18 protein-coding genes are annotated in these 24,700 nt (G+C 48.2%); 5 read left to right on the forward strand and 13 right to left on the reverse strand.

Annotation, left to right across the window (positions count from 1 at the left end; all coding sequences use genetic code 11):
• From K300_RS0113715 to K300_RS0113730, 4 genes are all read left to right on the forward strand, one after another.
• Positions 1–822 (forward strand): prephenate dehydrogenase, encoded by an 822-nt coding sequence (locus K300_RS0113715; protein WP_022852253.1) that lies wholly within the window; start codon positions 1–3, stop codon positions 820–822.
• A complete protein-coding gene (aroA, locus tag K300_RS0113720; protein ID WP_022852254.1) occupies positions 819–2,102 on the forward strand; it encodes a 3-phosphoshikimate 1-carboxyvinyltransferase in 1,284 nt (427 codons plus the stop codon). Before K300_RS0113715 ends, aroA begins: the two co-directional genes overlap by 4 nt.
• Entirely contained in the window at positions 2,099–5,332 is a 3,234-nt protein-coding gene (locus K300_RS16645) for a bifunctional 4-hydroxy-3-methylbut-2-enyl diphosphate reductase/30S ribosomal protein S1 (RefSeq protein ID WP_022852255.1), read from the forward strand. The genes aroA and K300_RS16645 overlap by 4 nt, the downstream gene beginning before the upstream one ends.
• Before the next feature lie 1,032 nt (positions 5,333–6,364).
• Complete coding sequence (locus tag K300_RS0113730) at positions 6,365–7,330, forward strand: IS30 family transposase (RefSeq protein WP_022849682.1); 966 nt, start codon at positions 6,365–6,367, stop codon at positions 7,328–7,330.
• Between the two features lie 369 nt (positions 7,331–7,699).
• Here K300_RS0113730 and K300_RS0113735 read toward each other — a convergent pair whose 3' ends face one another.
• The 11 genes from K300_RS0113735 to K300_RS0113785 form a co-directional block, all read right to left on the reverse strand.
• A complete protein-coding gene (locus K300_RS0113735) occupies positions 7,700–7,942 on the reverse strand; it encodes a hypothetical protein (protein ID WP_022852256.1) in 243 nt (80 codons plus the stop codon).
• Positions 7,943–7,952: 10 nt separating this feature from the next.
• The gene (locus K300_RS0113740; protein WP_162139906.1) at positions 7,953–9,875 is read right to left on the reverse strand and encodes a TonB-dependent receptor plug domain-containing protein; all 1,923 of its coding nucleotides are present in this window, start codon (positions 9,873–9,875) and stop codon (positions 7,953–7,955) included.
• Positions 9,876–9,950: 75 nt separating this feature from the next.
• The gene (locus tag K300_RS0113745) at positions 9,951–13,190 is read right to left on the reverse strand and encodes a cache domain-containing protein (RefSeq protein ID WP_022852258.1); all 3,240 of its coding nucleotides are present in this window, start codon (positions 13,188–13,190) and stop codon (positions 9,951–9,953) included.
• Between the two features lie 196 nt (positions 13,191–13,386).
• Positions 13,387–14,526: an ABC transporter substrate-binding protein gene (locus K300_RS0113750; protein ID WP_022852259.1), complete on the reverse strand. Its 1,140-nt coding sequence runs from the start codon at positions 14,524–14,526 to the stop codon at positions 13,387–13,389.
• A gap of 99 nt (positions 14,527–14,625) precedes the next feature.
• Positions 14,626–15,405 carry an enoyl-CoA hydratase/isomerase family protein gene (locus tag K300_RS0113755; RefSeq protein ID WP_022852260.1) on the reverse strand — a complete coding sequence of 260 codons (780 nt, stop codon included), beginning with the start codon at positions 15,403–15,405 and terminating at the stop codon, positions 14,626–14,628.
• Positions 15,406–15,414: 9 nt separating this feature from the next.
• Entirely contained in the window at positions 15,415–16,407 is a 993-nt protein-coding gene (locus tag K300_RS0113760) for a YhdH/YhfP family quinone oxidoreductase (RefSeq protein WP_022852261.1), read from the reverse strand.
• Positions 16,408–16,504: 97 nt separating this feature from the next.
• Positions 16,505–17,320 (reverse strand): hypothetical protein, encoded by an 816-nt coding sequence (locus tag K300_RS0113765; protein ID WP_022852262.1) that lies wholly within the window; start codon positions 17,318–17,320, stop codon positions 16,505–16,507.
• 88 nt (positions 17,321–17,408) lie between these two features.
• Entirely contained in the window at positions 17,409–18,578 is a 1,170-nt protein-coding gene (locus tag K300_RS0113770; protein ID WP_022852263.1) for an iron-containing alcohol dehydrogenase, read from the reverse strand.
• A 90-nt stretch (positions 18,579–18,668) separates the two neighbouring features.
• Positions 18,669–20,324, reverse strand: coding sequence for a methyl-accepting chemotaxis protein (locus K300_RS17110; protein WP_022852264.1), 1,656 nt, complete (start codon positions 20,322–20,324; stop codon positions 18,669–18,671).
• A gap of 6 nt (positions 20,325–20,330) precedes the next feature.
• Positions 20,331–21,818, reverse strand: a complete 1,488-nt coding sequence (locus tag K300_RS0113780) for a DUF3373 family protein (protein WP_022852265.1) — start codon at positions 21,816–21,818, stop codon at positions 20,331–20,333.
• A gap of 18 nt (positions 21,819–21,836) precedes the next feature.
• A complete protein-coding gene (locus tag K300_RS0113785; protein ID WP_022852266.1) occupies positions 21,837–22,109 on the reverse strand; it encodes a hypothetical protein in 273 nt (90 codons plus the stop codon).
• Positions 22,110–22,367: 258 nt separating this feature from the next.
• Between K300_RS0113785 and K300_RS0113790 the strand changes: the two genes are divergently transcribed.
• Entirely contained in the window at positions 22,368–23,096 is a 729-nt protein-coding gene (locus K300_RS0113790) for an SH3 domain-containing protein (protein ID WP_022852267.1), read from the forward strand.
• Here the strand turns inward: K300_RS0113790 and K300_RS0113795 are convergent.
• Together K300_RS0113795 and K300_RS0113800 are read right to left on the reverse strand one after the other, a co-directional pair.
• Positions 23,080–23,964: a 4Fe-4S ferredoxin gene (locus tag K300_RS0113795; protein ID WP_022852268.1), complete on the reverse strand. Its 885-nt coding sequence runs from the start codon at positions 23,962–23,964 to the stop codon at positions 23,080–23,082. The two genes, K300_RS0113790 and K300_RS0113795, sit on opposite strands and share 17 nt — an antisense overlap.
• A 53-nt stretch (positions 23,965–24,017) precedes the next feature.
• Positions 24,018–24,686 carry a TrmH family RNA methyltransferase gene (locus K300_RS0113800; protein WP_022852269.1) on the reverse strand — a complete coding sequence of 223 codons (669 nt, stop codon included), beginning with the start codon at positions 24,684–24,686 and terminating at the stop codon, positions 24,018–24,020.
• Positions 24,687–24,700 lie beyond the last annotated feature (14 nt).

The following is a 24,700-nucleotide window of genomic DNA, read 5'->3' on the forward strand; positions in this document are numbered from 1 at the left end:
ATGGCATTTAATAATATCGGAATCATAGGCCCGGGGCTTATCGGGGGCTCTCTCGCAAGAGCCTTCGCCGCCTCGGGTCTTTGTGTATATGCACTGGACAGCTCGGCGGACACCCTTGCAGAGGCCGCAGGTTCCCAGATTTTCGAAGGGCTCACAGATGATATGGAGACCTTCCTCTCCTTCCCTCTGGATCTTATCTATATCTGCGTCCCCGTCAAAACAGCCGTTAGGGTGATCGAGGAGCTTAAAGGCTGCAGTGTGCCCGTAACCGATGCTTCCAGCACCAAAGGTACCGTTATAAATGCGGCAAGGGATGCGGGGCTGAACTTCTGTGGAGGGCACCCCATTGCGGGGAGCGAGAAGTCCGGCTTCAAACACTCCGATGCAGAACTATTCAGCGGCGCATACCATATAGTAACACCCGTATCAGAAGATTTTGACATAGCCGCACTTGAAGAGATCCACAGGAATATCGGCATGAAGACCAAGCGGATGGATGCGGATAAGCACGATCTTATCTTCGGTGCCATAAGCCATCTGCCCCATATAACTGCCTTCTCTCTTGTGGAAACGGTTCGTGGGGCGGAATCAACAGCACTCGAATACACTGGCGGAGGCTTTCGGGATTTCACAAGGATAGCCGCCAGCGATGCCAGGATGTGGACGGATATATTCCTCGATAATCAGGATAATATGATTGAACTCATCGACAGCTATATAGAATCGCTCATCAGGTGGCGTGAGGAGATCCGGCAGGGTGACGAAGAAAGCATCTTCAAACGGATCGAAGAGGCCGCCGCCATCAGGAGGGGACTGCAATGACAACATACGAAATGATAAAAGGGCTTCGCGGGGAGATTGAGGTTCCCACCGATAAATCCATAACCCACCGCTCCTTCATGCTCGGCGGTATGGCAGAAGGTACAACACGGGTCACGAATCCTCTTATGTCAAGGGACACCAAGGCCACCATGGCCGCCATGCAGGCACTCGGTGCAGAATTCAGCCCCATCGAAAACGGATTCATAATAGAATCCAAAGGCTTCAGGAACTTTATCGAGCCTTCGAACATAATCAACTGCGAGAACTCCGGCACAACGGCCAGGCTCCTGACAGGTGTTATCACGCCAGCAGGTGTATACGCAGTTCTCACGGGGGATGACTCGCTACGCAAACGCCCCATGGACAGGGTTATCAAGCCACTCTCCGAGCTCGGAGCAAGGATGGAGGCGGCCTCCGGCGGAAGCCTTATGCCCCTGACGATCCTCCCCTCGGTTATGAAGCCGGGAGTTATCGATGCCGTCACCAAGAGTGCCCAGGTAAAAAGCTCCATCCTCCTCGCAGGTGTACAGCTTGAAGGAACCACAATATATAATGAAAAGGTTCCCACCCGTAACCATTCGGAGATTATGCTCAGACAGTTTGGTGCGGATGTACAGACTGACGGCCTCTCCATAGCCGTACACGGAGCGGAGAAGCTCACCCCCAGCGATGTTCAGGTCCCCGGCGACATCTCCTCAGCCGCATTCTTCATCGGTGCGGCTCTCATGTTTGAAAACAGCTCCGTTACCATCAAAAACGTAGGGCTCAACCCCACAAGAACCGGAATAATCGAGGCACTGGAAGGCTTCGGAGTTAAGATAGAGAAACACCTCCACCCCACCGAAGGCGAGCCCATAGGTGACATCCATATTGAATCCCAGAATTTCAAGGGGGGATGCGTGAAGGGGGAGATCATCGCAAACATGATAGACGAGCTCCCCATGCTCGCCCATCTCGGTCTTTTTGCCGAAAACCCCGTGGAGATAAGGGAGGCGGCGGAGCTTCGTGTAAAGGAATCGGACAGGATTTCAGCAGTTGTCCACAACCTCCGCCAGCTCGGTGCACAGGTTGAGGAATATGAGGACGGCCTTAAGGTTTATCCGCTGGAGAAACTTACGGGGGAAGGAAAGCTGAAGAGCTTCGATGATCACAGGATAGCGATGCTCAGTATTCTGCTCTGCAAACGCTTCGGATCAAATGTTTCTGTTGACGAAACCGCCTCTATTGATGTATCGTTTCCGAACTTTCCGGAAATTCTCAGTACAATAGAGGTTCGATGAACATCAGAATCGCCGTTGACGGACCGGCAGGGAGCGGCAAAAGCACCGTTTCCAAACTTGTTGCAGGAAAATTCAATATAACCTATCTCGACACTGGCGCAATGTACCGTGCCTGTGCCTTCGTTAAGAATAATTGGAACATTTCCGACGAAGAACTACCCGAACTCCTCGGGCGGGTGGAGATGCGTTTCGAGCCCGATTCTGATATCCAGAGAATGTATATTACTGTCGATAATGATGATATAGACGTCACAAACGATATCCGCACACCGGAGATAACCTCCATGGTTGGGCAGGTAGCCTCCAACCCGAAGGTTCGGGAAATAATGACCACAAAGCAGAAGGAGATAGCCGCCAAGAGCTCTGTCGTAATGGACGGAAGGGATATCGGCACAGTCGTTATCCCCGATGCGGAGGTTAAGTTCTTCCTCGTTGCCGGTGTGGAAGAGAGAGCAAAACGCCGCAGGGAAGAATGGCTTTCCAAGGGTGAGGACGTTCCGCTGGAAGAAATCATCGAAGATATACGCAAAAGGGATGAGATGGACTCGAAAAGAGCGAGCGCACCCCTTAAAAAAGCGGAAGATGCCATAGAAATTGACACAACAAACTTGACAATAGATGAAGTTGTAACAATAATGGTTGCTGCGATTGAGCAGCACGCCGGAAAGTCACGCATAGATGTACACCTTGCGGAGAATGCCGGATTCTGCTTTGGAGTGGAAAGAGCCGTGGGTCTTGTGGAGCAAACCGCAAGGCAGAAGACAAATGTTTACACACTCGGCCCCATTATCCACAACCCGCAGGTCGTGGGACGCTTCGCCGCCAGCGGCGTTCATGTCTGCAACGACCTCAACGAACTGGAAAAGGATGCCACTGTTGTTATCCGTTCCCACGGTGTCAGCAGTGATACTTATAAAGATATCGACGCTAAAGACGTCGGAATGGTCGACGCCACATGCCCATTCGTAAAAAGGGCCCAGAAGAAGGCCCGCCAAAGCAGTGAAAAAGGGCATACTGTGGCGGTATATGGAGAAAAGGAACACCCTGAAGTTGCAGGAATTGTCAGCTTCATCAATGGCGAATATTTCATCATCTCCGGTCCGGACGAAGCCGAAGAGCTTCCAAGACGGGAGTCCTACTCCTTAATTGCACAGACCACCCAAAATAGAGAAGAGTTCGAAAGAATCAGAAAGATTCTTGAAGATAAATGCAGCAGCCTGGTAGTTGAAAACACTATCTGCAGTGCCACTGACCAACGCCAGACCTCCGCAATAAACCTTGCGGAAGAGATGGACGCCATGATCATAATCGGCGGTAAAAACAGCGGCAATACTAAAAGGCTGTATGAAATCTGCAGGAGCATCTGTCCCAGGTCCTATCATATAGAGACAAAGGAAGAGATCACTCCTGATATGTATAAAGACTGTAAAAACATCGGGGTTACCGCGGGCGCTAGTACGCCGGGGGACCTCATAAAGGATGTTATAGAATACTTTGGAAGGGGTCAGGATATGAGTGAAAATAACACAAACAGTAACGACGAAATGAGAATGGAGGATTTTGAAACGCTTCTTGAAGAATCGTTTCAGCTTCCCGAGAAAGGTTCCATCATCAAAGGAGTCGTTGCCCAAATCAACGACAACGAAATCCTCGTAAACATCGGCTACAAGACCGAGGGAATCGTTCCCAGGAGCGAGTTCGAGAAGAAAGGCGAGCTCGAGATTGAGTCCGGTGACGAGGTAGAGATCATGTATCAGGGCATGACCGGCGGCGGAGGCTACATCAAGCTTTCCAGAAAGGCCATCGAAAAAGAAGCGGACTGGATAGCGGTTGAGAAGGCCCTCGAATCAGGCGAATACGTGCCTGTAAAAATCGTTAACAACGTAGAGAAAGGCTTCCTCGGCAAGTTCGGCGAGGTGGACTGCTTCATCCCTGAAAACCACATCGACTTCAAGAACAGAATGCAGGCTCCCGAAGAGTATGTCGGACAGGAGTTTGAATGCAAGGTTCTTAAAATAAACAAGAAACAGCGTTCGTTCCTCGGCTCAAGGCGTATCGCCATGAGCGAAACACTCGATAAAGACCGCAAGGATTTCTTCGAGAAGGTTGAAGAGGAGCAGGTTCTTAAGGGCTACGTTAAGACCATCAAGAACTACGGCGTTTTCATGAACTTCGGAGCAGTAGACGGCTTCATGCACAAGAACAATATCGGCTGGGGCGTTGTTAAGCACCCCTCACAGTTCCTTGAGGAAGGTGATGAGCTCGAGGTTCTCGTACTTGGCGTTGACAGAGAGAACGAAAAACTCGAAGTAGGCCTTAAGCAGATGAGCGAGGATCCCTGGCTCTCAGCAGCAGAGAAGTATCCCGAAGGAACTCAGGTTAAAGGAACCGTTATCACACGCAAGAGCAAAGGCTTCGTGCTTGAGCTTGAGCCCGGTGTGGACGGATTCATACCCCAGGATGAAATCAGCTGGCTTAAAAACTCCAAGGTTAAGCTTGAGCCCAAGGATGTTGTGGAAGGAAGCGTTATCGGAATCGACAACAATAACAAAAAGGTTCTCGTTTCCCTCAAGCTCCTCACAGACAACCCCTGGAACAGCCTCAAGGACAAGCATCCCGAAGGTTCGGTTGTTAAAGGTACCATCAAGAGCGTTACCGAATTCGGACTTTTCATCGATTTCGGCGAATTCCTCGATGGACTCATCCGTAAGAAGGATATCTCATGGACAGACGAGCCCGAGGATCTCTCAGACTTCTCCGAAGGTCAGGAGATCGATGTTAAGATACTCAAGATCGACCCCGAAAGGGAGCGTATCAGCCTCGGTATCAAACAGCTTGAGCCCAACCCCTGGAGAGAGATAGGCAAGCTTCTTCCCAACGGAAAGGTAACCGAAGTTGAGATAACCGGCCTCACAAAAGACGGTATCCAGGTTGCTCTTCCCAAGGATCTCACAGGCTTTATACCCGCCTCTGAGGTAGATGTAGATAAGGTAGACCCCACTGAAAAATTCAAGGTGGGCGATAAGATAAAAGCTATCGTACTCAGAAACGACCAGAAAGAGAAGAACGTTATCCTCTCCATCCGCAGATATATGCAGGATTCAGAGAAGCGCGAGGTTAAGGAATTCCTCAAGAAGATGGATGACGGCAACAGCACCTTCAGCCTCGGAAGCATGCTGAAGGATAAGCTCAACGCCCTCGACAACGGCGAGGAAAACGAAGAGCAGTAAGCTTCCCACTAAATTCCGGAAAACTGACCCCGCCCCCTCCCTAAAAAGAGGGGGCGTTTTCTTTTATGGCTGATTAATACTGCGGAACTTACCGTCCATCAAATCAAAACTTATTTCATATATAATCATGTATATAAGTTACTTAAAGGATACCTTTGCACGAAACACATAGATATCTTACTTATTCAGAATTAAAACACTCAAAGAAAGATCGCAGGGAACTTTTTAGGGAACAAAGTTCCCCGCACCCCTCAAAAACTCCTTTAGAAGATAATAGTTAAGGCTGATACATAATCAGCCAACATGGATGTTGGCTCTGAAGGCGTAGCTGAATTGAGCTCTGCTCACTTCACGTAGCCGGAAGTGCGAGAGGGCAAGGTCTCCTTGCCCGAACAACAATGGAATTTCCATGGACGGGAAATTCCATAAATAATATTAAGCCAGGGAAATTCTCAGGATGATGAATTTCCCAGACTAATGACGAAGTAGTTCGTTATAAGGCATGCTGTCACGTGCCCGATGCGAGCAAAACAACGTGCCCCGTGTGAACCTGTTTTGCCTACAATCATAACTCACATCACTAAGATATTGTGACCACGTCTCTTTCTTTTCTTCCCCGAATGTTTTTAAGCCGAGCAAGTGCTTACTTTTCCGCCCGGAATATTTCCCGCACGACAACCATTGCTGAATCTATGAATAATGGCTTCGGTTAACTGTGATAAGTTAATAACCTCCTCAGAATCAGGAAATATTCAGGAAAAGGGAGTGCGAAGTGAGGGAACCGTTATCAGTTATCAGTATTTTAGTAAAATACTGATAACAATGACGGATTAAAAACCCTGAGGGAATAGTTTTGCATACTTTTCTAAAAAGTATGTGGCGCGAAAGCGCAAGACAAATAAATTAGTGACTTATTTCGAATGTTATTTATGCCTGGATTCAATAATTAAGTGCAACTTTTAAGTAGTGGTCAAAAGAGGTCAGGTGCGTTAGCATCGTAGCTCTTTAACCACCACGTCAAAGGAGCACCGAATGAAGAACTATACACACCTGACCCGTGAACAAAGGTACCAGATTTATGTGCTGAGGAAAACCGGACATTCTCAGACGGACATAGCTGATTTGCTTAAAGTACATAAATCTACCATCAGCCGAGAGTTACGCAGAAACACAGGAGGTCGTGGTTATCGCCCAAAGCAAGCTCATCGCAAAGCTATTGAACGAAGAATGGACAAGGTCCCAAGACGGATTGCACAAACTGAATGGTATTTTGTTGAACGTCTTCTGCTTGAAGACTGGAGCCCTGAGCAGGTGAGCAATTGGCTAAATCAAAATTATGGAATAAACGTAAGTCATGAGCGTATCTACCAGCACATTCTTGAAGATAAAAGTCATGGTGGAACACTTTATACTCACCTGCGTTGCCGAAGAAAACGCAGGAAGCGATATGGTGTTTATGAACGCAGAGGAGAGATACATGGCAAGTTAAGCATTGAGCAGCGTCCAAGTATTGTAGAAGAGAAAGCGAGATTCGGAGACTGGGAAGTGGATACAGTTATAGGAAAAGGGAACAAGCAGGCGATTGTTTCTCTTATTGAGCGGAAGTCTTATCTGACACTTATACGCAAGGTAGAAAGAAAGACTGCTGTACTGGTGACAAAAGCGGTTATAGAAATGTTGAAACCGATATCACACCTAGTCCATACAATCACTTCCGATAACGGGAAAGAGTTTGCAGGACATGCCGAAATATCTGAGATACTAGGGGCTGAATTCTACTTTGCTCATCCATATGCTTCGTGGGAACGCGGAATAAACGAAAATACAAACGGACTCATTAGGCAGTATGTACCAAAGAGTAGGATGCTTGAAAGTGTTGATGATATAGAGATTCAGAATATTATGCAGAAACTAAACAACAGACCAAGAAAAGCAACTGGATATAAAACTCCTAACCAGATACTATTCTCTATAGACCCCGTTGCACTTGCTAGTTGAATTCAGGATGTATGGAAAAGACTTAAGGGGTGCTTTTTAGGAACAAACCACCCCTTAACAACCCCTCAAAAACCCATCTTAATCTATCTGAATAATTTTTCATCCATGGAAATTGTTCTGCCGTTCGAAGAAAGAAGCTTTCACCCATGAAAGCTTATGATAATCACACATTTGAAGTTGATACAATAAAGCCAACATGGATGTTGGCTCTGAAGGCGAAAGGAAGAACAGCTTTGCTGGTCTGACAGAGCCGGAAGTAAGCGGAGCGAAGGCTTTGCCGAGCAGAGCGGCAGGGAAATTCTCAGGATGATGAATTTCCCAGATTAATACATAAAAAAAGGGGTGCCAAGCACCCCGTTATAACTATACCTACTCTACTCTTTCCCCTGTCTCTGGGTCGATAAGGGCAATATTACCATTTGTAAGCTCTATACCTATCTCGATACAGCTGTATACGAACTCTTCAAAGCTAAGCTTATTAGCCTGAGCAGCTTCGTTGATCTCATTCATAAACTCTTTATCCATGGCAAATGCCAGGTTTACAAGCTCTTCCTCTTCGTGGCTGTGGTTGTTGTCACCACCGCCGCAGCTTCCGCCGCAATCGCAACTCATAGGATTCTCCTTAAAAATTGATATCTGCTTTAATGTAGTAGCTCTGCTCCACAGCAGCACTATAACTCTGCTGGGTTGTCTCTTCCATAAGATTCTGACCAACAACACTGATTTCAGTGTTTTCGGAAGGCCGCCATGCGAGCCTAACATCAAGCTTAGTGTAAGGGTCAATCCTATATAGGTCAACAGCATCCGATCGATAAATCATAATATCAATGTCATAATCGTCCTTAAATGTATAGTATGAGCGAACGGACCATTGGTTTTGCGGTGTATCCCCTTCTGCAATATTTTCATCAAGCCTGTTTGCATTATCAGCTGTAAGGGTCATATCCAGATCGATATAAGAATAACTGAAGAGAAGCTTCCAGTTTGACACAGGGCGCCAGTCCGCAAGAACCTCAACACCCCTTGAGAGCCCCTTAACGTCGTTTGACTTGTACTCATATAGATATAGATGCGTTATCGGATCATTTGAGATCCCGAGATCCGATTCCGAGGAAACATAGCTTGCTAGATCATAGTAGTCGTTATAGAAGAATGCAGTGTCTATGAGAAGCTTACCCGTGGGTGTATACCGAAATCCAGCCTCGTATGCCTTCATCTTCTCCGAGGTAAACTCATCCGTACCGGCAAGAATGTGTACAGCAGGTATAGGCACCTCATCGTACGGTGGCGGGCCCTGCCCCGGGAGATAAACCGTTCTTGTTTCACTGTCCTTATCCCACCTTGATGGATTCCTGACAGCTTTTGCAGCGGATGCCCAGAGGAAGATATCCTCATTCATTGTGTAGGCAAGCCTGAGATTCGGCATTATATCTCCATCGGTGTAATCGGATTTTTCATACTTGATACCACCGGAAAGCTTGAGCGAATCGGTTATTGTTATTTCATCGTGGATAAACGCACTAAATATATGCCGAACAGCTTTTTCCGGCTTCATGAAGAAGTTATAGGTATTATGGAAACTGTCTGTTACGTACCTGTACCCCAGCCCCCAATAGAGCTTGTTCCTTTTATAAACGGGGAGTTCATGCTGGAAATCGACATCGTAGGTGTTGATCTGCATGCCCCGGCTGAGGCTGTCCTGGCTGTGATGATCCACATATGCCTGTATAGAATATTTACCGCTGTCGGCCTCGTGATCCAGCTTTCCCATGAGATGGGCACGCTTGGTTGTCCTGCTTGAATCTACGATCTCCCACTCAAGGGGGTCCAGATCAACCTTTTGCGGATGGTACCACATATAGCCCTGAAAGCCCTCGCCCTGAATAGTCCAGTTCGTTTTAATGCTTCCCCTGGAGTCCATCCTGAAGCCTGCGAGTGCGTTTCTATAGTAATCTGCCAGAGGTGTTACGTAGTTTTCAACGTTCTCAGATCCATCTGTCTCGGATGCTTTGGAGTAAACTCTGTAGTAGAAGTTCTCCGCCTTACCACCATAGCGTGTAACTGCCTGGTATGTGTCTTCATTGCCACCCAGTGCAGTGACCATCGTGCCCTGAGTTTCAGCAGCAGACTTTGTTATTATATTGATGACGCCATTAACTGCATTGGTGCCCCACATAGTTGCACCGGGGCCCCTTATAACCTCGATCTGCGCTATATCCTCAAGAACAATGTCCTGAAAGTTCCATAGAACGCCGGAGAACATGGGAGTGTATATGCTTCTGCCGTCCACAAGAACCATAAGCTTGTTCGAGTGGAGCATTGGAAACCCTCTTATGCCAAGGCCCCAGTCCTTCGCATCGAAGCGTGTTGATGTAACACCAGGTGCGAGACGAAGAATCTCAGGGATACTTGTTGCTCCGCTGCGCTTGATCTCCTCGGATGTTATCACATAGATAGCTGAGGGAGCTTCCTTAAGCTTTTCAGGGCGTTTATTGAGAGTGGTTATCTCCACTGTCATAAGTTCTTCAATGGAAAGAAGCGACAATTCATCTTGAGCAATACACAAAGTGCTTGTTAATAAAGTTAGAATCACAATGAGTAAAATAGATCTCATCATTTATTATCCCTTGTCTTTCGATGATTTTCTAATCATAATTATTGACATGACAAACCCTCTTTTGTCAAGGGGTTTGGATATGTACGAGTCGAATCCTGCGTCCTTGCATTTCTGAACATGCTCCGGAAATGCGTGTGCTGTCATTGCTATACACGGTGTGTACATATTAAGGCTATCTGCACGAATATTTGAAATAGCATCAAAACCGTCCATCTCAGGCATTTCAATATCCATAATTATAAGGTCATACTCTTTCTCACAAGCCATCTGGACAGCTAGGCGTCCGTTCTCTGCAAAACTGATGGTAAAGGGGTAATCCTTCAGCAGGGTTTCCACCACGAGCCTGTTATTCTCTGAATCCTCTGCAACAAGTATATCAAGCTCCGGAGCCTCCTCCGGAGGGGGTGTTTCCTGCAAAAATTCTTCGTTAATTATGTATCCCGGCTGGGCAATGCTCAGCAGTGTAGCCTCTATCTGGCTTAGTTTGAGAGGTTTTCTGAGAAATCCCTGCACACCTGCTGCTGCGTATCTTCCGATCGCTTCTGAATCAGCCCTTCTGTCGATTACAGATATGATATACCTGCCATCCCCTTTGTAAAGCTCAATGATCTCTGCCGATGATTTATCCGTAACAACGATCTCAGCCTGAGCGAACTCATTCACCTCTGCACCGCCGTATCCTGTGAAAATCTCTGATATGTAGCCGCTGAGCACGCTGCTTTTAAGATCAACATAGAACCGATCTGAGCTGAGGTCAGGAAGGGGTGTAGAATCAAATTCTCCAGGGGCATGCTCAAGCACCGCAGAAAAACTGAACACACTACCTCTGCCCGGCTCACTTTGAACGGTTATTGTCCCCTCCATCATATTCACAAGGTGCCTGCAGATGGAGAGCCCGAGCCCTGTTCCGCCGAACCTTCTTGTTGCTGAAGTGTCCGCCTGTGTGAAACGGTCGAAGATGAGCTCCTTCTTATCTTCGGCTATACCTATACCCGTATCCTCAATGTCGAATCTCAGCTTAAGGGTTTTACTCTCCTCTGTGCTGATATTTGAAACCCTGATGATAACATAACCCTCTTCGGTGAACTTGACTGCATTGCTGAGGAAATTTGATAAAATCTGACGCAGTCTCAGGGGGTCCCCGACTGCGGCTTTTGGCACACCATCGCCGATATAGCAGACCATATCGACACCCTTTTCCGTAGCCCGTATTCCGCTGATATCCGTACACTGCTCCAGAAGCTCTCTTACGTTAAAGATACTTCTGTCCAGCTTAAGCATCCCCGACTCAACCCTTGAGATGTCGAGGATATCATTAATGATAGACATAAGGTTGTCGCTTGCGTTTGAGATTATATTGATAAACTGCTTCTGCTCTGGATCATCAACGGATTCCTTCAGCGTATCAGTCATACCTATAATGGCATTCATCGGGGTTCTTATCTCGTGGCTCATGGCGGCAAGGAATCTTGATTTCGCTTCGTTTGCATCCTCGGCGGTTTTCCTTGCCTGAACAAGTTCTCGCTCAATATTCTTTCTTTCGGTTATATCTATAAACGTCCCAACGATCCCTGCTGCTTCTCCATCCTTATCGGGCACAACGGCTTTGTAGAATATTACATCCGCATAAACATCATCAAAACGCTTAACCTTTGCTTCATAGATCTGAGTTTCCCCTGCACCCTGCTCAAGGAGCTGTCTATCCATCTCAAAATCCTTTTCAGCCAGACGGGATGGCGAGAGCTCCAGTGATGTCTTCCCCAGAACATCCTGAGCCGAAACACCGTTAAAATCAGCGAAGGCCTTATTCACTATAATATACTTACCATCGCTCCCCTTATAAAAGAACGGATTAGGCATGGTATCCAGGGCGGCGTTTCTGAACAGGTTTGCCTGGATATTCTCCTCCAGAGCCTTCTCCAGCTCAGCTGTGCGCTCTGCAACCATAACCTCAAGGTTCTCTTTGTATATATGAAGGGTGTTAACCAATTCACCTGCACGTACTCCAACCTCTTTAAGGTCGCTGATAAAAAGGCTGTCTGTATCCATTTCGGACTTTTCAGTTTCCGAGCGGCGGAAGAATGCGGTGAGCCTGTCAAAATCCGCAGATAATCTGGCGGAGAAAAGGATGGAGAAGATAAAGATCATTATCGATGAGGCGGCGAGGATAAATATCGTGTACTTGACATCGCGTCTGAGCCTTTCGTCAATACTACTCCTTATGTTGGCGACCTCCTTTTCCAGATCCTCAAGATACATTCCACCTACGACTATCCATCCCCATTTCTCATAAACCATTGCATAGCCATACTTCTTTATATATTCGTCTGTCCCGATGATTCCCGGCCTGCTCCATTTATATGTAAAGAAACCTTTCCCCGTCTTGGACACTGCATCATCTATGGAAGCCATTATCGCATTAAGCTGTTTATTTTCGGAGCTGTAATGGTTTACGCCTATGAGAGATTTATCCGCATGGGCATGGATCGTTCCCGAAAGATCCATAACCACAAGGTAGTAGTTATTTCCAAAACGGATGGATGAGAGGTGGGCAAGGGCATCACGCTTAAGCCTCTGTTCAACGGCGCCGGGATAGTCTCCCGTATAGATGATAGTATCCATCTCGGGCGAATACTGATAGAAGGTTGTCTTCTCGTAGAAACGCCCCTTCTTTTTGCCGGGGAGTTGCCAGTAATACTTCAGATATCCGGCTCCGCCAGAGGAGCAGACGCTGAGAGACGAGGGCAGAAACACCCTTCCCTCTCCGTCACGAATCTCTGAAACATGCCTTCCAAGAACCTCCTGATCAGAGGGGTGCATGCTCACAGTTTCAGTTTTGCAATCCACAGTGAAGAAGTAATCACCCTCATGCCTCCCTTTGGTGTGCTTCAGGAAGAGGAGTGCGGACTTTTTAAGCTGTTCGGGGTCAAGTATCGAGGAGTTTTCTCTATAGAGGGAGCTTATCATTTCAAGGGCTCGGCCAGACCTTTTGGATTTATCCTCACGCAAAAGCTCATTCGTGTAGGAATCTCTGAACTCAAGATAGGAAACCGCTTCCGTAACGGTGCGGCGGGCATTCTTTTTCTCCAGTTCGGTATACTGCCGCTTGAGCCTTTCAATCTCATCCTCGGCGCTTTGCCTGTGCCCCTGGATAAAGAAAACGCCCATGGTTACTGTGACAACGATAAGTATAGCCGCGGAGTAGAGCATGAAAAGGCTTCTGGCTCTGATGCTCTTTTTCATAGCAAACCCTGTAATTGAAAAATGTTATTAATTATAGCACATAATAGCAGAAGCCATAACTCTTACCAGATACCACTGGTTAGTTTATCCATGACTATTGAAACCTTTCACTGGATTAATCCGCCCACTGACATTGCGCCGCAGCCATTCTTTACCATATTCGTTGGCAAGCACACCTATAAAGGCCCAAGGTATCTCATTCCCTGGAAGAGGCTCCTTTGAGATTCTTCAGAGTCTCGGGGATACTAAAGCTGTAGTCGTTCATGTCGGGATTATAGTATCTTGAATAGGCCTTGAAATCTATTCGTTTAACAGTATCTGAATCCTGCATTTTTATCAGATCTGCAAACTCAGAGATATTTGAACCGGTGAGCGGGAACATCTCTGTTTTGAAGGAAAGCCTTCCCGTCTCAGCGAAATCTACACCTTTGAGGTAATCGTGTATAAGAATAACAGCCCAGGCTCCCTCGATGTAGTGCCCGCCCACCGATGCGGCCAGTGTGCCATCCTCTATCATATGGATAACCTCCGGCAGCCAGTCCATCCCTCCGGTTACGAAGTCTTCACCCGGCATATAACCGAGCCTTGTGAGCTGTTCCGCCGTCGTCTTCGCTATGGCATCGCTAGCAGCCCAGTATAAGGCAACCTCCGGATACCTCGAAGCAAGGGGCGGAATCATAAGGGCAACCTTTTCCGGGTCCCAGTCTGTATTGAAGATCTGGCGCATATTTATCCCTTTGTTGCCATTAAGGTAACGGTTCATCCCCTTTACTCTCAATATGGAGGGATTTGAATCCCTTCCACCTGCAAAGGCTACAGCCTGAATGGTGCCCTCCTTATGGATAAGCCTGCATTCCTCTGCCAGAGCCTCCATGAGTACAAATCCGGCAAACTCGTCATCGGGGAGTATCTCCCCAATCCATTTTTTGTATTTGCCCCTCGGCTCCCCCTGCTCATCCGTGGTGAATCCTGCGTTGAACACAAAGGCAGGAACACCAAACTCCTCGGCTATCTCCAAAACATCCTCTCCCCGCATTTTATGGTTATGAAACAATACGGCATCGGGGGGATTATTAGATCCTAGATACCCCTTGGCAAGGTTTACAAAGAGATTGTAATCATCAAAGTAAGGAGCGTGGACTATCTCGACCCCCAGATCTTCCGCTGCGGCCTCGATATAGTATTTGGTTCTCATCCAGAAAGGGGAGGGCTCCTGCGTCTTAATATCGTAGGGGAGCGAGGAGAGCCAGAGTATCCGGAGCTTATCCCCCGATAAAGCATCTTTGGGTGCGTACAGCGACAGAGCAATAATCACAGCACAAATAATACGGAACATACCGGCCTCCAAAGTTATGTTCAGCAATTACAGAAATATAGGAGTCAAATGTCAAATATAAAAAAGCTACCCTCCCCGGTTGGGGAGGGTTTTGGTTATCTATACATCCTTAAATTCGGGTTTTCTTTTCTCGATAAAGGCAGAAACACCCTCTTTCTTATCCGCAGAGGAGAAGCTGAGACCGAAGAGATCCGCCTCATAAAGGCATCCCTTATCAAGATCCATCTCCGTGCCGTTCACTATGGCCTCTTTGGAAAGCTTAAGAGCTGTCCTGCTCTTCTCTGCAATCTTCACGGCCATCTCAAGGGCCTTGTCCATAAGCTCGCCGTCTTCATACACATGATTCACAAGACCGATTCTCTCTGCATACTCGGCTGTAACCATCTCGCCTGTGAATATCATCTCACTGGCGAGACCTCTCCCCACAAGCCTCGGAAGCCGCTGGGTTCCGCCAAAACCTGGTATAATGCCGAGGTTCACCTCGGGCTGGCCAATCTTGGCGGACTTCGCCGCAAGACGTATGTCACAGCAGAGTGCAAGCTCGCATCCTCCGCCGAGGGCGTAGCCGTTGATGGCCGCAATCACAGGCTTCGGGCACTTCTCCACAAGGTTAAAGACGGACTGGGCATCAAGGGCCATCTCCCTTCCCCCCATTCCGTCGAGCTCGGTCATCCCCTTTATGTCGCCACCAGCCACGAAGGCCTTCTCCCCTGCTCCTGTGAGTATTATAACAGAGACATCGGGATCAACTGCCAGATCCGCCACAGCCTCGCCAAGGGCGGAGATCGTATCCGGGTCTATGGAGTTCATAGCCTTAGGTCTGTTTATCGTAACAACTGCAACGTCATCCTTCATTTCAACAAGGACTGTTTCTTCCATCTCTTCCTCCTATCCCATATCCACAACGACACGCCCCTTTAGGCCGCCCTTGAGTATGAGATCGATTTTATCACTAAGACCGTCAAGGTCCGTTTCTTCCACAATATCTTCTAGATTTTCCGGGAGCCATTCACCGCTGAGCTTCTCCCAGACCTTCTTCCTGGGATCCATGGGGCATTCAACACTGTCTATGCCGATAAGGCTTACTCCCCTTAGGATAAATGGGAATACGTTTGTGTTAAGCTCCGGTGAGCCCACAAGGCCGCAGCAGGTAACTGCGCCAAGGTAATGAACCGACTTGAGAACTGCGGAGAGCATATCCCCTCCCACAACATCCACAGCACCGGCCCATCTTGTTTTGGACATCATCTTCTCGTTCGCCTGCATAAGTTCATCCCGTCCGAGAATCTCTTCTGCACCCAGTTTTTTAAGGAATTCCGCCTGATCGGGCTTTCCGGTAACCGCTGTAACGCTGAAACCCGCCGCAGCGAGTATAGAAACAGCTATACTCCCCACTCCGCCGGTGGCGCCTGTAACGATAACGCCACCCTTATCAGGGGTAACGCCCGCTTCCATAAGCTTGTAAACAGAGAGTCCGGCGGTGAAGCCTGCTGTACCGAGGGCCATGGCAGAGCGCTCATTAAGCCCGCTGGGTATGGGGAGTGCCCAACCGGAGGGGATCCGGATATACTCGCCGTAACCTCCGGAGGTGTTCATGCCCAGGTCATAACCTGTTACCAGAACGATATCGCCCGGTGAGAACCTGCTATCGGAGCACTCCACAACCTCACCGGCAGCATCTATGCCGGGAGTATGGGGGAAGTTTCTCGTAACACCTTTATTTCCAATGGCGGAGAGCGCATCTTTGAAGTTAAGGGATGAATAGCGTACACGCACAACAAGCTCACCCTCAGGGAGCTCCTCCACGCTCTTCTCGCCTATCCTTCTTTCGTACCCTTTCTCGCCCTTTTCGACTATCATAGCTCTGAATTTTTCAGACATCTTTACCTCCAATTAATTCTGACTGCATACAATAATATTATCACCAGGAGGGAAAGAATTCACTACGGATCCACAGACGAAAAGTAAGAAGTATCCTTTACTGCTTCACAAACAAGTAGCGGTCATCCTTGCGCATGTCGTAGTAGGGCTTGTAGTCCACCTGAAAGAGAACAGATGGGGGAACCATCGGGTAGTAGCCCATACATGTGAACCAGCTCCGGTTGTACTTGAACACCGTATGGTCGTTCGCATCCGCCTGTTCATCGATGAACTCCTCAAAGCCGTTGTCATCGCCAAAGGGTGTATCCAGACAGAATTCGGATGAGTAAAGCTCCATAAACTTTCTCGTGCGCCAAGGATCCTCAATTATCTCATCGATATTTGTTTTCATCCAGAGGTTGAATGTGGGGCAGTACATCTCGTACCCGTCCCCGGTATCCACCTCCATAAAAGCGTGGCTCCAGTTCTGTGTATCGGCAAACTGGACGTAGCGGCATTTTATATCGAGGGTCTTCAACAGCTTGAGAAGGGACTCCGCCTTGACATCGCATCCCGCAAAGGGTGCATCCAGATATTCCCTGAGGCTTTGGGGTACAGACTTATTAGCCGCCGTCTCCCTTTTGCCCATGGGGGTAAAAGGAACGGCCCTGTGAAGAAGATCTGTGAAGAAGAGGATCTTCTGCTGGGAATCGCTGAAGCCCCGTCCTTCAAGGGCTGAATCGACCTCGTCCTTAACGGAGTCGTACATCTCCTCCATACGGGCGGCAAGACCTGCATCGTCATCCAGTTGTTTCAGGGGCTCCAAATCCGCCTCGGGGAGGCGTGCCGGGAAAACCTCTACTATGACGGAGGGACGTATCTCTCTGGAATAGTAGTTATAGGTTGTGTTCATGTTAATTATTCTTTTATTCATACTAGAAAGTTTCTCATAGAAGGGATCTTGTAACAAGTAAAATAATAATCAGGGATACCCCTATTGCAGGATATCCCCGTTGGCGTAACTATTTATACGATGATTTGAGGATCTGGAGTATATCAGCTTCGCTCAGCTTTTTAAAATGCCCCGGCTCCCCGAAGAAAACCGCCCTTTCCGCCATTTCGGGGAGGCTCTGCTCCTCAACCTTTTCTTCGGCAAGGGTCGCCGGCATGCCGATGGAGCTGAAAAACTCCCGAAGGCGGGTTATTCCTTTGCCTGCATCCGCCATTTTGTCACCGCTGGGCTGAACACCAAAGACGTTAACGGCCAAATCGAAGAACTTGTCCACATTCCCCTCATCCATAACGTGCTCCATCCAGTGGGGGTACAGTACGGCGAGCCCTGCACCGTGGGTAATATCAAACATGGCGCTGACCTCATGCTCTATGACATGGACTGCCCAGTCGCCGACCCTGCCGGAGCTTATCAGGCTGTTGAGCGCAAGGGTTCCTGCCCAGAGTATATTTGCCCTTGCCTCGTAGTCGTCGGGATTTTCGATGGCCTTCGGTCCGTATTCGATACAGGTTTTCACAAGCGCATCGCATATCCGGTCCTGCAGGTAAACCCCTTCTGTGGGGGTGAAATACTGCTCCAGCACATGGACGATGATATCAACAACACCCGCCGCAGTCTGATACGGTGGAACGCTGTAGGTATACTCTGGATCAAGTATGGAGAATGCCGGATGAAGTATGGGTGAATATATGGGAAGTTTCTGCTTGGTTTCGATATTTGATATAACTGCATTTCCGTTACTCTCAGAGCCCGTGGCAGCGAGTGTGAGAACGGAGCCGAGGGGGAGCGCCTTGCTTATGGCCGCCTTGCGCAGATTGAAATCCCATGGATCCCCATCGTAGCAAGCTCCAGCGGCGATGGCCTTTGTGCAGTCCAGAACACTTCCGCCGCCGACGGCGAGTATAAAGTCGATATCATCCTCTCTGCAAATCCTTACACCCTCACGGACGCTGGTAATGCGTGGATTAGGCTCGATGCCGCCCATCGTAGTGTGGTATATATTCCTCTCGTCCAGCTTCCCCTTCACAGCGTCAAGCAGACCGCTACTGCGTACACGATCACTGCCGTAGGTGATGAGAACACGGGTTCCCCCCGCTTTCTGAACCTGCCTTGCCAGCACCTTTATCTGATTCCTGCCGAAGAATATCTTCGTCGGGATACTGAATGTAAAGTTTTCCATGGAACCCTCCTTAAAAAAAGACGGGCCGCATAAAGCAGCCCGCTAATCGCTCAAAGAAAGAATACCATTTTATGGGGGTTATGAAAAGGCTCAGACCTTGAATGCGCCTATACGCACGTTTAGATCCTCCATAAGCGAGTTGAGATGATCGATGGCAGTGCTTATCTCCTGAATATTCCTTGCGGAGGTTGAGGACATCTCGCTTATCTGGGTAATCTTCTCTATCATTCCCGAGGTTTGCCTTGCCACCTCTCTGGAATCCTCTATGGAGGAGGTGGTAACACGGGCAGTGTTGTCCATTATCCCTGCAAACCTGTCCATTTCAGCCTTTACAGAGGCGGATATGCCTGAGAGACGGTTCATGTTTTCGATGTTTCTCTCAACAACAGAGTTAGACTCGTTTATACCATTCAGGATGATATTCATTGTTTTTGTAATCTCACTGAGGTTTGCCTTCGTCTTATCCGCAAGCTTTCTCACCTCATCGGCAACAACGGCAAAACCCCTTCCATGCTCGCCAGCTCTTGCGGCTTCTATGGCTGCATTCAGGGCAAGGAGATCGGTCTGCTCTGCCACATCATTGATGATGTTAAGGACGTTCTTTATATTATCCGCAGCCTCAAGGAGCTCCTTGAAATCATCGTAAAGCTCCTCCTCCATCTCTTTGGAGCTGTTTATCTCATCCACAAGGTTAACGACCTCATCCGTTGTGCTCCCCAGTGTTGTCTGGGCAACCTCCATCTCATCGTTCACCCTGTTCAGCCCCTCCACAGAGCTCTCCAGGATAGTTTCCACATTGCGCCCCTGCTCGGTAACATCGTGGACAATCCTAAGCTCCTCCTCAACCATATTGCTTATCTCTGTTGTATTAACGTTGAGTTCCGCCGTAGTGGAGGTGTTCTCATTGCTCGTTGTTATAACCTCATGGATTATCCTCTGCATAGCTTCGGTGAGCTCGTTGAGCGCAGAGGAGATCTCTTCAATCTCATCACCGGAGGATATATCGGAACGTATGGTGAGGTCTCTGGATTCGGTAATCTCGTTGATATGGGTTTTAAGCTCTCTTACGGAGCCTGTTATAAGCCTGACAAGGATTGTGCCCATGATGAATATCAGAACGATTATAACGCCGCTGCCCGTCATCATATGCCTAAGCGTTTTATCCATAAAGGTTTCAAGCTCGTTAAACGAAGCGGTGAGATCCTTGTTTGCAAACTGAATGAGCAGCTTAAGCTCCTCCTCCATCTTCTGGGCGATTATATTAAGACCCTCGGCGGCAAATACACCTTCCTCAAAGTCCTCTTCAAAGGCGGAGGATAGGGTTCCGCCGATATTATAGAAAGAATTGAAGCGCACACGGGATTTCTCGATTATGTCCTCGAGCTCTTCCATGCCGTTCCTGCTGGCAATATCCTTAATCTTTGTGAGCTTCCCGGAGATCTCCTCCGCCTTGGCACGGAACTCGTCCCTGTCGTAAGTCTTGGAGAGAGCAGAGGAGAAGAAATCAGACTTCATCGCCTGTATCATTGAAACAGCATCATTACTGAGCATGCTTATCTGAAGCTGTACAGTGCTGAGCCTTTTCTGCCTGGTGGAGATCTCTTTTAGTGCATTGGCGTTGGCACCAAGCATAACTATAAGTGCAAGGGCGGCGATTATAAGGATGCCGAATATCTTTGTGCGCAGGCTTCTGCGCATGAGAACGCTCTTAAGGCGGGGGGCAAGCCCCCCTTTATCTTTCTTCATCGTTTATCAGAACCTGGCCTCAAGCTCCAGATACATGCTGTTTATACCGTAGTCTGTATCCATTACAGGGTAGTACCATGTGTTTGAGCCTGTGTGGTCGTATGCAACCTGAATAATTCCACCTCTTAGGAAGAGCTTGTTCTGGAGCATCGGCTGAAGGAAATAAAGCTCCCATGCCTGTCCTCTGGTTCCCAGTTTCTCCACAGGGTTATCCGATGCAACAGGCCTGTACCAGTATTCGGAGCCCTGGTTGTATTCAAGACCGATCTTTGTCTTGAAGCTGGGGAGTGTATAGCGTACGCCGGCATAAAAGGCTCTGCCTGTCTGCTCATCGGTCTCTGTACCGAAGAAAGCTTTGTCATCCTCGGGTGTAAACTTCATCTGGCCGTAGGAGGCAAAAAGATCGACCCCGCTTCTCATTATGTTATCAAACTGGAGATGGGCGCCTGTGAAAGCCATATCACCAAGAACAGTATCACCCGTTGTGAGCCCCTGTGAGTTAGGGCCGTAGAAATCGTTTATGCTGTAATAGCCAAGTACAAAAAGCTGGTTGGAGGCGATCTTAAAGGGTAATCCTGTTTCGAAGAACAGCCCGTAGACCTCACCGTCCATTCCCTCTTCATCTTTCATATATCTGCCATAGTATGCATTTACATCATTCTGCAGAGTTTTTGCATAGGTAAAGCGCAGCCCTGTTCCGGGTATCTTGGTAACGTTTGAAAGGTTGAAGTTAACGATAGCCGCATCCACAACCACATCGAAGAAGAGCTGGGGGTATACAGATTTACGGGGGGAATCCGCCTTAAGCTCATAGGGAGGTCCATCAAAGGAGGGCTGACGTCCCAGAAGCAGTGTTGCAGGAACAGCACCTTTAGCCATATCCCATTCTATATAAGCCTTATCCAGAAGCATTTCGGAGGAGCTGCTCGGGTAGCGTCCCTGCTGGGGCTGGCGGATACTGTTATCATCATCCTGGTCTGCCCAGTTATAGAAAGCTGTCATAGAACCTCTGAATCTGAGCCTTTCGTGGGCCTCTCCACTGAATGTAATGCGTGCTCTGCTTGTCCAGAAATTGCTGGACTCCTCTTTGACACCCGCCTCCTCGGCTGTGAGGTAGGGCTTGCCGTGTGTGTCGTAGGGTGTTCCGAAGTATCTGTTGTATGCATAGGGCTCGCTGTCCCATCCGGAGGAGAAGGATGTGTTAGTGACCCTGGTGAGCATCTCTGCGCCGAGGCTGAGTCTGTCTGTCCATGCTCTGATCTCAACATCCGAAAGACGCTCCTCGTTCTCCTCTATAAGCTCTTCAACGCCGCTTATCTTTTTCTCCTGCTCCACCATCTTTGTATCGGTGGTCTCTTTCTGTTCCATCAGGAGCTTCTCGAGCTGTTCGATGCGCTTTTCGAGCATCTTGATCTTTTCATCGTTATCAGCCGCAAAAGCAGCAGGAACTGTCATTATTAAAATTGCAACCAGCAGTATCTGTATATTTTTCATAGGTCCTTCATCTCCGTTTTAGTTGAATGTGTCGCCTTCGGGCTGATCGGAATCCGCCGCATGACTCACCAAATAATTCTTAAGCGCATCTACCTCATCGGGGGTAACCCCTTCACAGCACTTTTCATACTTCTTTTTCTCAACCCACCGGTTCCACTGGATAGATACCTTATCAGCGGGTTTCTTGCCGCATCCTCCGCATTTTGTAGCATAAATGTCTCTACCGGATTCAGCGAAGGCAGAACCTGAAAATATGAGAAGAGTCACAAGAAAAACAAACAGTCTCGCCATAATGGTCTCCTTAATTAATTTCAAAAATACTTACATATAGTGAATAAGATTATTTATCGAAAGCCGCACCTTCATCTCATGCAGCCTTTTTGGATTTTATATTCATATAAAATATCTAGTTTAAATACATGATACGGTTTTGTTAAAAATTGGTCAAAAAACGAACGATTGTTCTAATAATGTAGAAACCATTCTCAAGGCTGTACAAATCACAACATTGGTGTATATAATCCATGTAGTGACATATGGAGGTTTCAGTTGTCTCGAACTTTTATACTTATACTATTAACTGCAACCCTTTACGGGTGCGCCGGCGTAGATAACACTCCGCCTATGGAGAAACGGGTCGATGACCTGACCATCCTGTTGGTAAGACACCAGAAGGTTATTGCCGAAATGGCTGAGCGTCAGCAGGCTATTGAAACTAAACTCAGCGCCAATGAAAAGAGCATTGAGAGGCTTGCTGTAAAGTCCGAAGAGGTTCTGGAAAAAACCAACACCCTTGCCGAAAAGGCGCTTGAACTTGTGGAACAGAGGGAGAGCAAACTGGTGGAAGGCGGAGACGGTCTGAGGATATACGCCTATGTCCGCCCCCTGCTTCTGAATGTAAGGAAAGATGCTGATCCTCGCTCCGATGTAGTAACGCAGCTGGTTCACAACAGTCGTGTATCCATTGAAGAAGAGGTGTTCACCATCAACGGCACATGGAGAAAGGTGCGTTACCAGAACACCGAAGGCTATGTAAAGAGCTCGCTTCTATCAAGAAAACCCGTCATGCAACTTGATAAGCGGGGGAGGGTAAGCCCACCAGTGCTTAACATTCGTGAAAAGCCCGACCACCAAAGCCCCGTAATAATGAAACTAAAGGGGGGCGAGGACCTTGCTTTATTGAAGGAGATAAAGGATTCTAAAGGTTTCTGGTGGCAGATTCGAAAGGATGGAAGAATAGGCTATGCTAGGGGTCGATATATCAAAGTTCTCCCATGAACATCGCCTCAGCTGTTTCCCGGTTTGATTTAACAGGGATCCTCGTTGCACATGGTACCCCTGCCTGACACAATCCACAGCTGGTAACCACCTCGCCTGTCTGCTTAAGGGCGTGGGCGGAGGTTACCTCTCTTATATATTTTTTACATTTATCCTTGTCATGGCCGTCAGAGCTTATCGCATCCACGGGGCACCGCTTAATACACACTCCACATTTTCCCTCGGATATGTACAGACAGTTCTCCGTATGGTCGGTGTAAAGCCGCCTGTCCGGCTCGATATCAGCCTCCACAACGGTTGTACCAACACGTATAGCCTTTCCTGCAACGCTTATGAAACCGTCTGACAGCCCGAACGTTCCAAGCCCTGCGGCGAAGGCGGTATGCCTCTCGCTCCAGTTGGAGCATACCCCGACCTTGTCGGACTGCTGATAGTCCCAACCCTCTGCGATAATAGGTGATACGGCTCTGTAGCCCATATCACGCAGGCTGTTCTGCACCACGGCACGAAGGTGATGATTGAATTCCTCGCCGTAAAGCCTTGCAAGGGTCCATCTTCGGGAGGGGAGATCTTTATATGATCTATGTTCCTTGAGGGTTTCATCGGTTTGGGGAAGGATCCAGCAGACAATGCTAAGCCTTGAGGAATCGAAGGATTCGCCGGGGTAACCCGCACGCATAGCGTCCTCGGGGAGCCAGTAGAAGTCACCAATCATTTCACGATACTTCATGAAAAGGGGATCATCACCGGCGGCGAAGGCCACAACCGGCTTCTCCCAGGCCTTCTCTGCAATATCTACAAGGCTGTTCTCCGGCGAATTCAGCACCTCATCGGTGATAATACGCCTTATCTGCTCTTTTAGCTCCATACATGCACACCTCTATATAATTTGAAGTGTACACGATGAAATGTCAAATCATATCAGCTTTGGAGGGAATACATAATAACTGCGGCACTCTGGGAGACGTTAAGTGAATCGATATCACCTTCGATCTGGATACGGAAGGTTACATCCGCATTCTCAAGAACGCCGGGGCGTATCCCCTTACCTTCGGAGCCGAGTATAACGGCGGATTTTTCAGAGAATTCAACATCCTTAAGCCTCGTTTCACCCTTAACATCAGCGGCATAGATGGTGAACCCCTGCTTCTTGAGATCCGCTGCGGCGTTGCTTATGTTCGTAGTCTCGTAGATGTTCGCATGGAAGATCGTACCGCTTGAGGCCTTGCAAACAGCGGCTGTTATGGGAGATTGGTGGTATCTTGCCACCACAAAGTTCTTTACACCGAAGCAGTTCGCCGCCCTAATGATAGTTCCGTAGTTATGGGGGTCCTGAATGCGGTCAAGTATCAGGGTGTGCCCCTGAATCTTTTTACGTTCCTTGACGAACTCCTTGGGTTCAATATCGTTAATCTCTGCGGCGATACCCTGGGCCTCGCCGCCGAAGCGGTGGTCGAATTCCTTTCTGCCGTATTCCTCAACGGGTACATCGGAGCTATATTCAAAGGTGGAGCCCTTTCTAAGGAAAAGGTGCTTCACAATATTAAGCTTAAGAGCCTCTGCAACGGTGTTGCGGCCGTGTATAATCATCTATTCACCTCGGG

Origin of the sequence: Limisalsivibrio acetivorans, assembly GCF_000421105.1 — a bacterium.
In the GTDB taxonomy this organism is placed as follows: domain Bacteria; phylum Chrysiogenota; class Deferribacteres; order Deferribacterales; family Geovibrionaceae; genus Limisalsivibrio; species Limisalsivibrio acetivorans.

Coding starts and splice junctions, on each gene's coding strand:
- K300_RS0113780 (WP_022852265.1), bottom strand. CDS start 21,818: ATGAAAAATATACAGATACTGCTGGTTGCAATTTTAATAATGACAGTT.
- K300_RS0113755 (WP_022852260.1), bottom strand. CDS start 15,405: ATGGAAGAAACAGTCCTTGTTGAAATGAAGGATGACGTTGCAGTTGTT.
- K300_RS17110 (WP_022852264.1), bottom strand. CDS start 20,324: ATGAAGAAAGATAAAGGGGGGCTTGCCCCCCGCCTTAAGAGCGTTCTC.
- K300_RS0113785 (WP_022852266.1), bottom strand. CDS start 22,109: ATGGCGAGACTGTTTGTTTTTCTTGTGACTCTTCTCATATTTTCAGGT.
- K300_RS0113765 (WP_022852262.1), bottom strand. CDS start 17,320: ATGAATAAAAGAATAATTAACATGAACACAACCTATAACTACTATTCC.
- K300_RS0113800 (WP_022852269.1), bottom strand. CDS start 24,686: ATGATTATACACGGCCGCAACACCGTTGCAGAGGCTCTTAAGCTTAAT.
- K300_RS0113795 (WP_022852268.1), bottom strand. CDS start 23,964: ATGGAGCTAAAAGAGCAGATAAGGCGTATTATCACCGATGAGGTGCTG.
- K300_RS16645 (WP_022852255.1), top strand. CDS start 2,099: ATGAACATCAGAATCGCCGTTGACGGACCGGCAGGGAGCGGCAAAAGC.
- K300_RS0113770 (WP_022852263.1), bottom strand. CDS start 18,578: ATGGAAAACTTTACATTCAGTATCCCGACGAAGATATTCTTCGGCAGG.
- aroA (WP_022852254.1), top strand. CDS start 819: ATGACAACATACGAAATGATAAAAGGGCTTCGCGGGGAGATTGAGGTT.
- K300_RS0113730 (WP_022849682.1), top strand. CDS start 6,365: ATGAAGAACTATACACACCTGACCCGTGAACAAAGGTACCAGATTTAT.
- K300_RS0113715 (WP_022852253.1), top strand. CDS start 1: ATGGCATTTAATAATATCGGAATCATAGGCCCGGGGCTTATCGGGGGC.
- K300_RS0113735 (WP_022852256.1), bottom strand. CDS start 7,942: ATGAGTTGCGATTGCGGCGGAAGCTGCGGCGGTGGTGACAACAACCAC.
- K300_RS0113745 (WP_022852258.1), bottom strand. CDS start 13,190: ATGAAAAAGAGCATCAGAGCCAGAAGCCTTTTCATGCTCTACTCCGCG.
- K300_RS0113760 (WP_022852261.1), bottom strand. CDS start 16,407: ATGTCTGAAAAATTCAGAGCTATGATAGTCGAAAAGGGCGAGAAAGGG.
- K300_RS0113750 (WP_022852259.1), bottom strand. CDS start 14,526: ATGTTCCGTATTATTTGTGCTGTGATTATTGCTCTGTCGCTGTACGCA.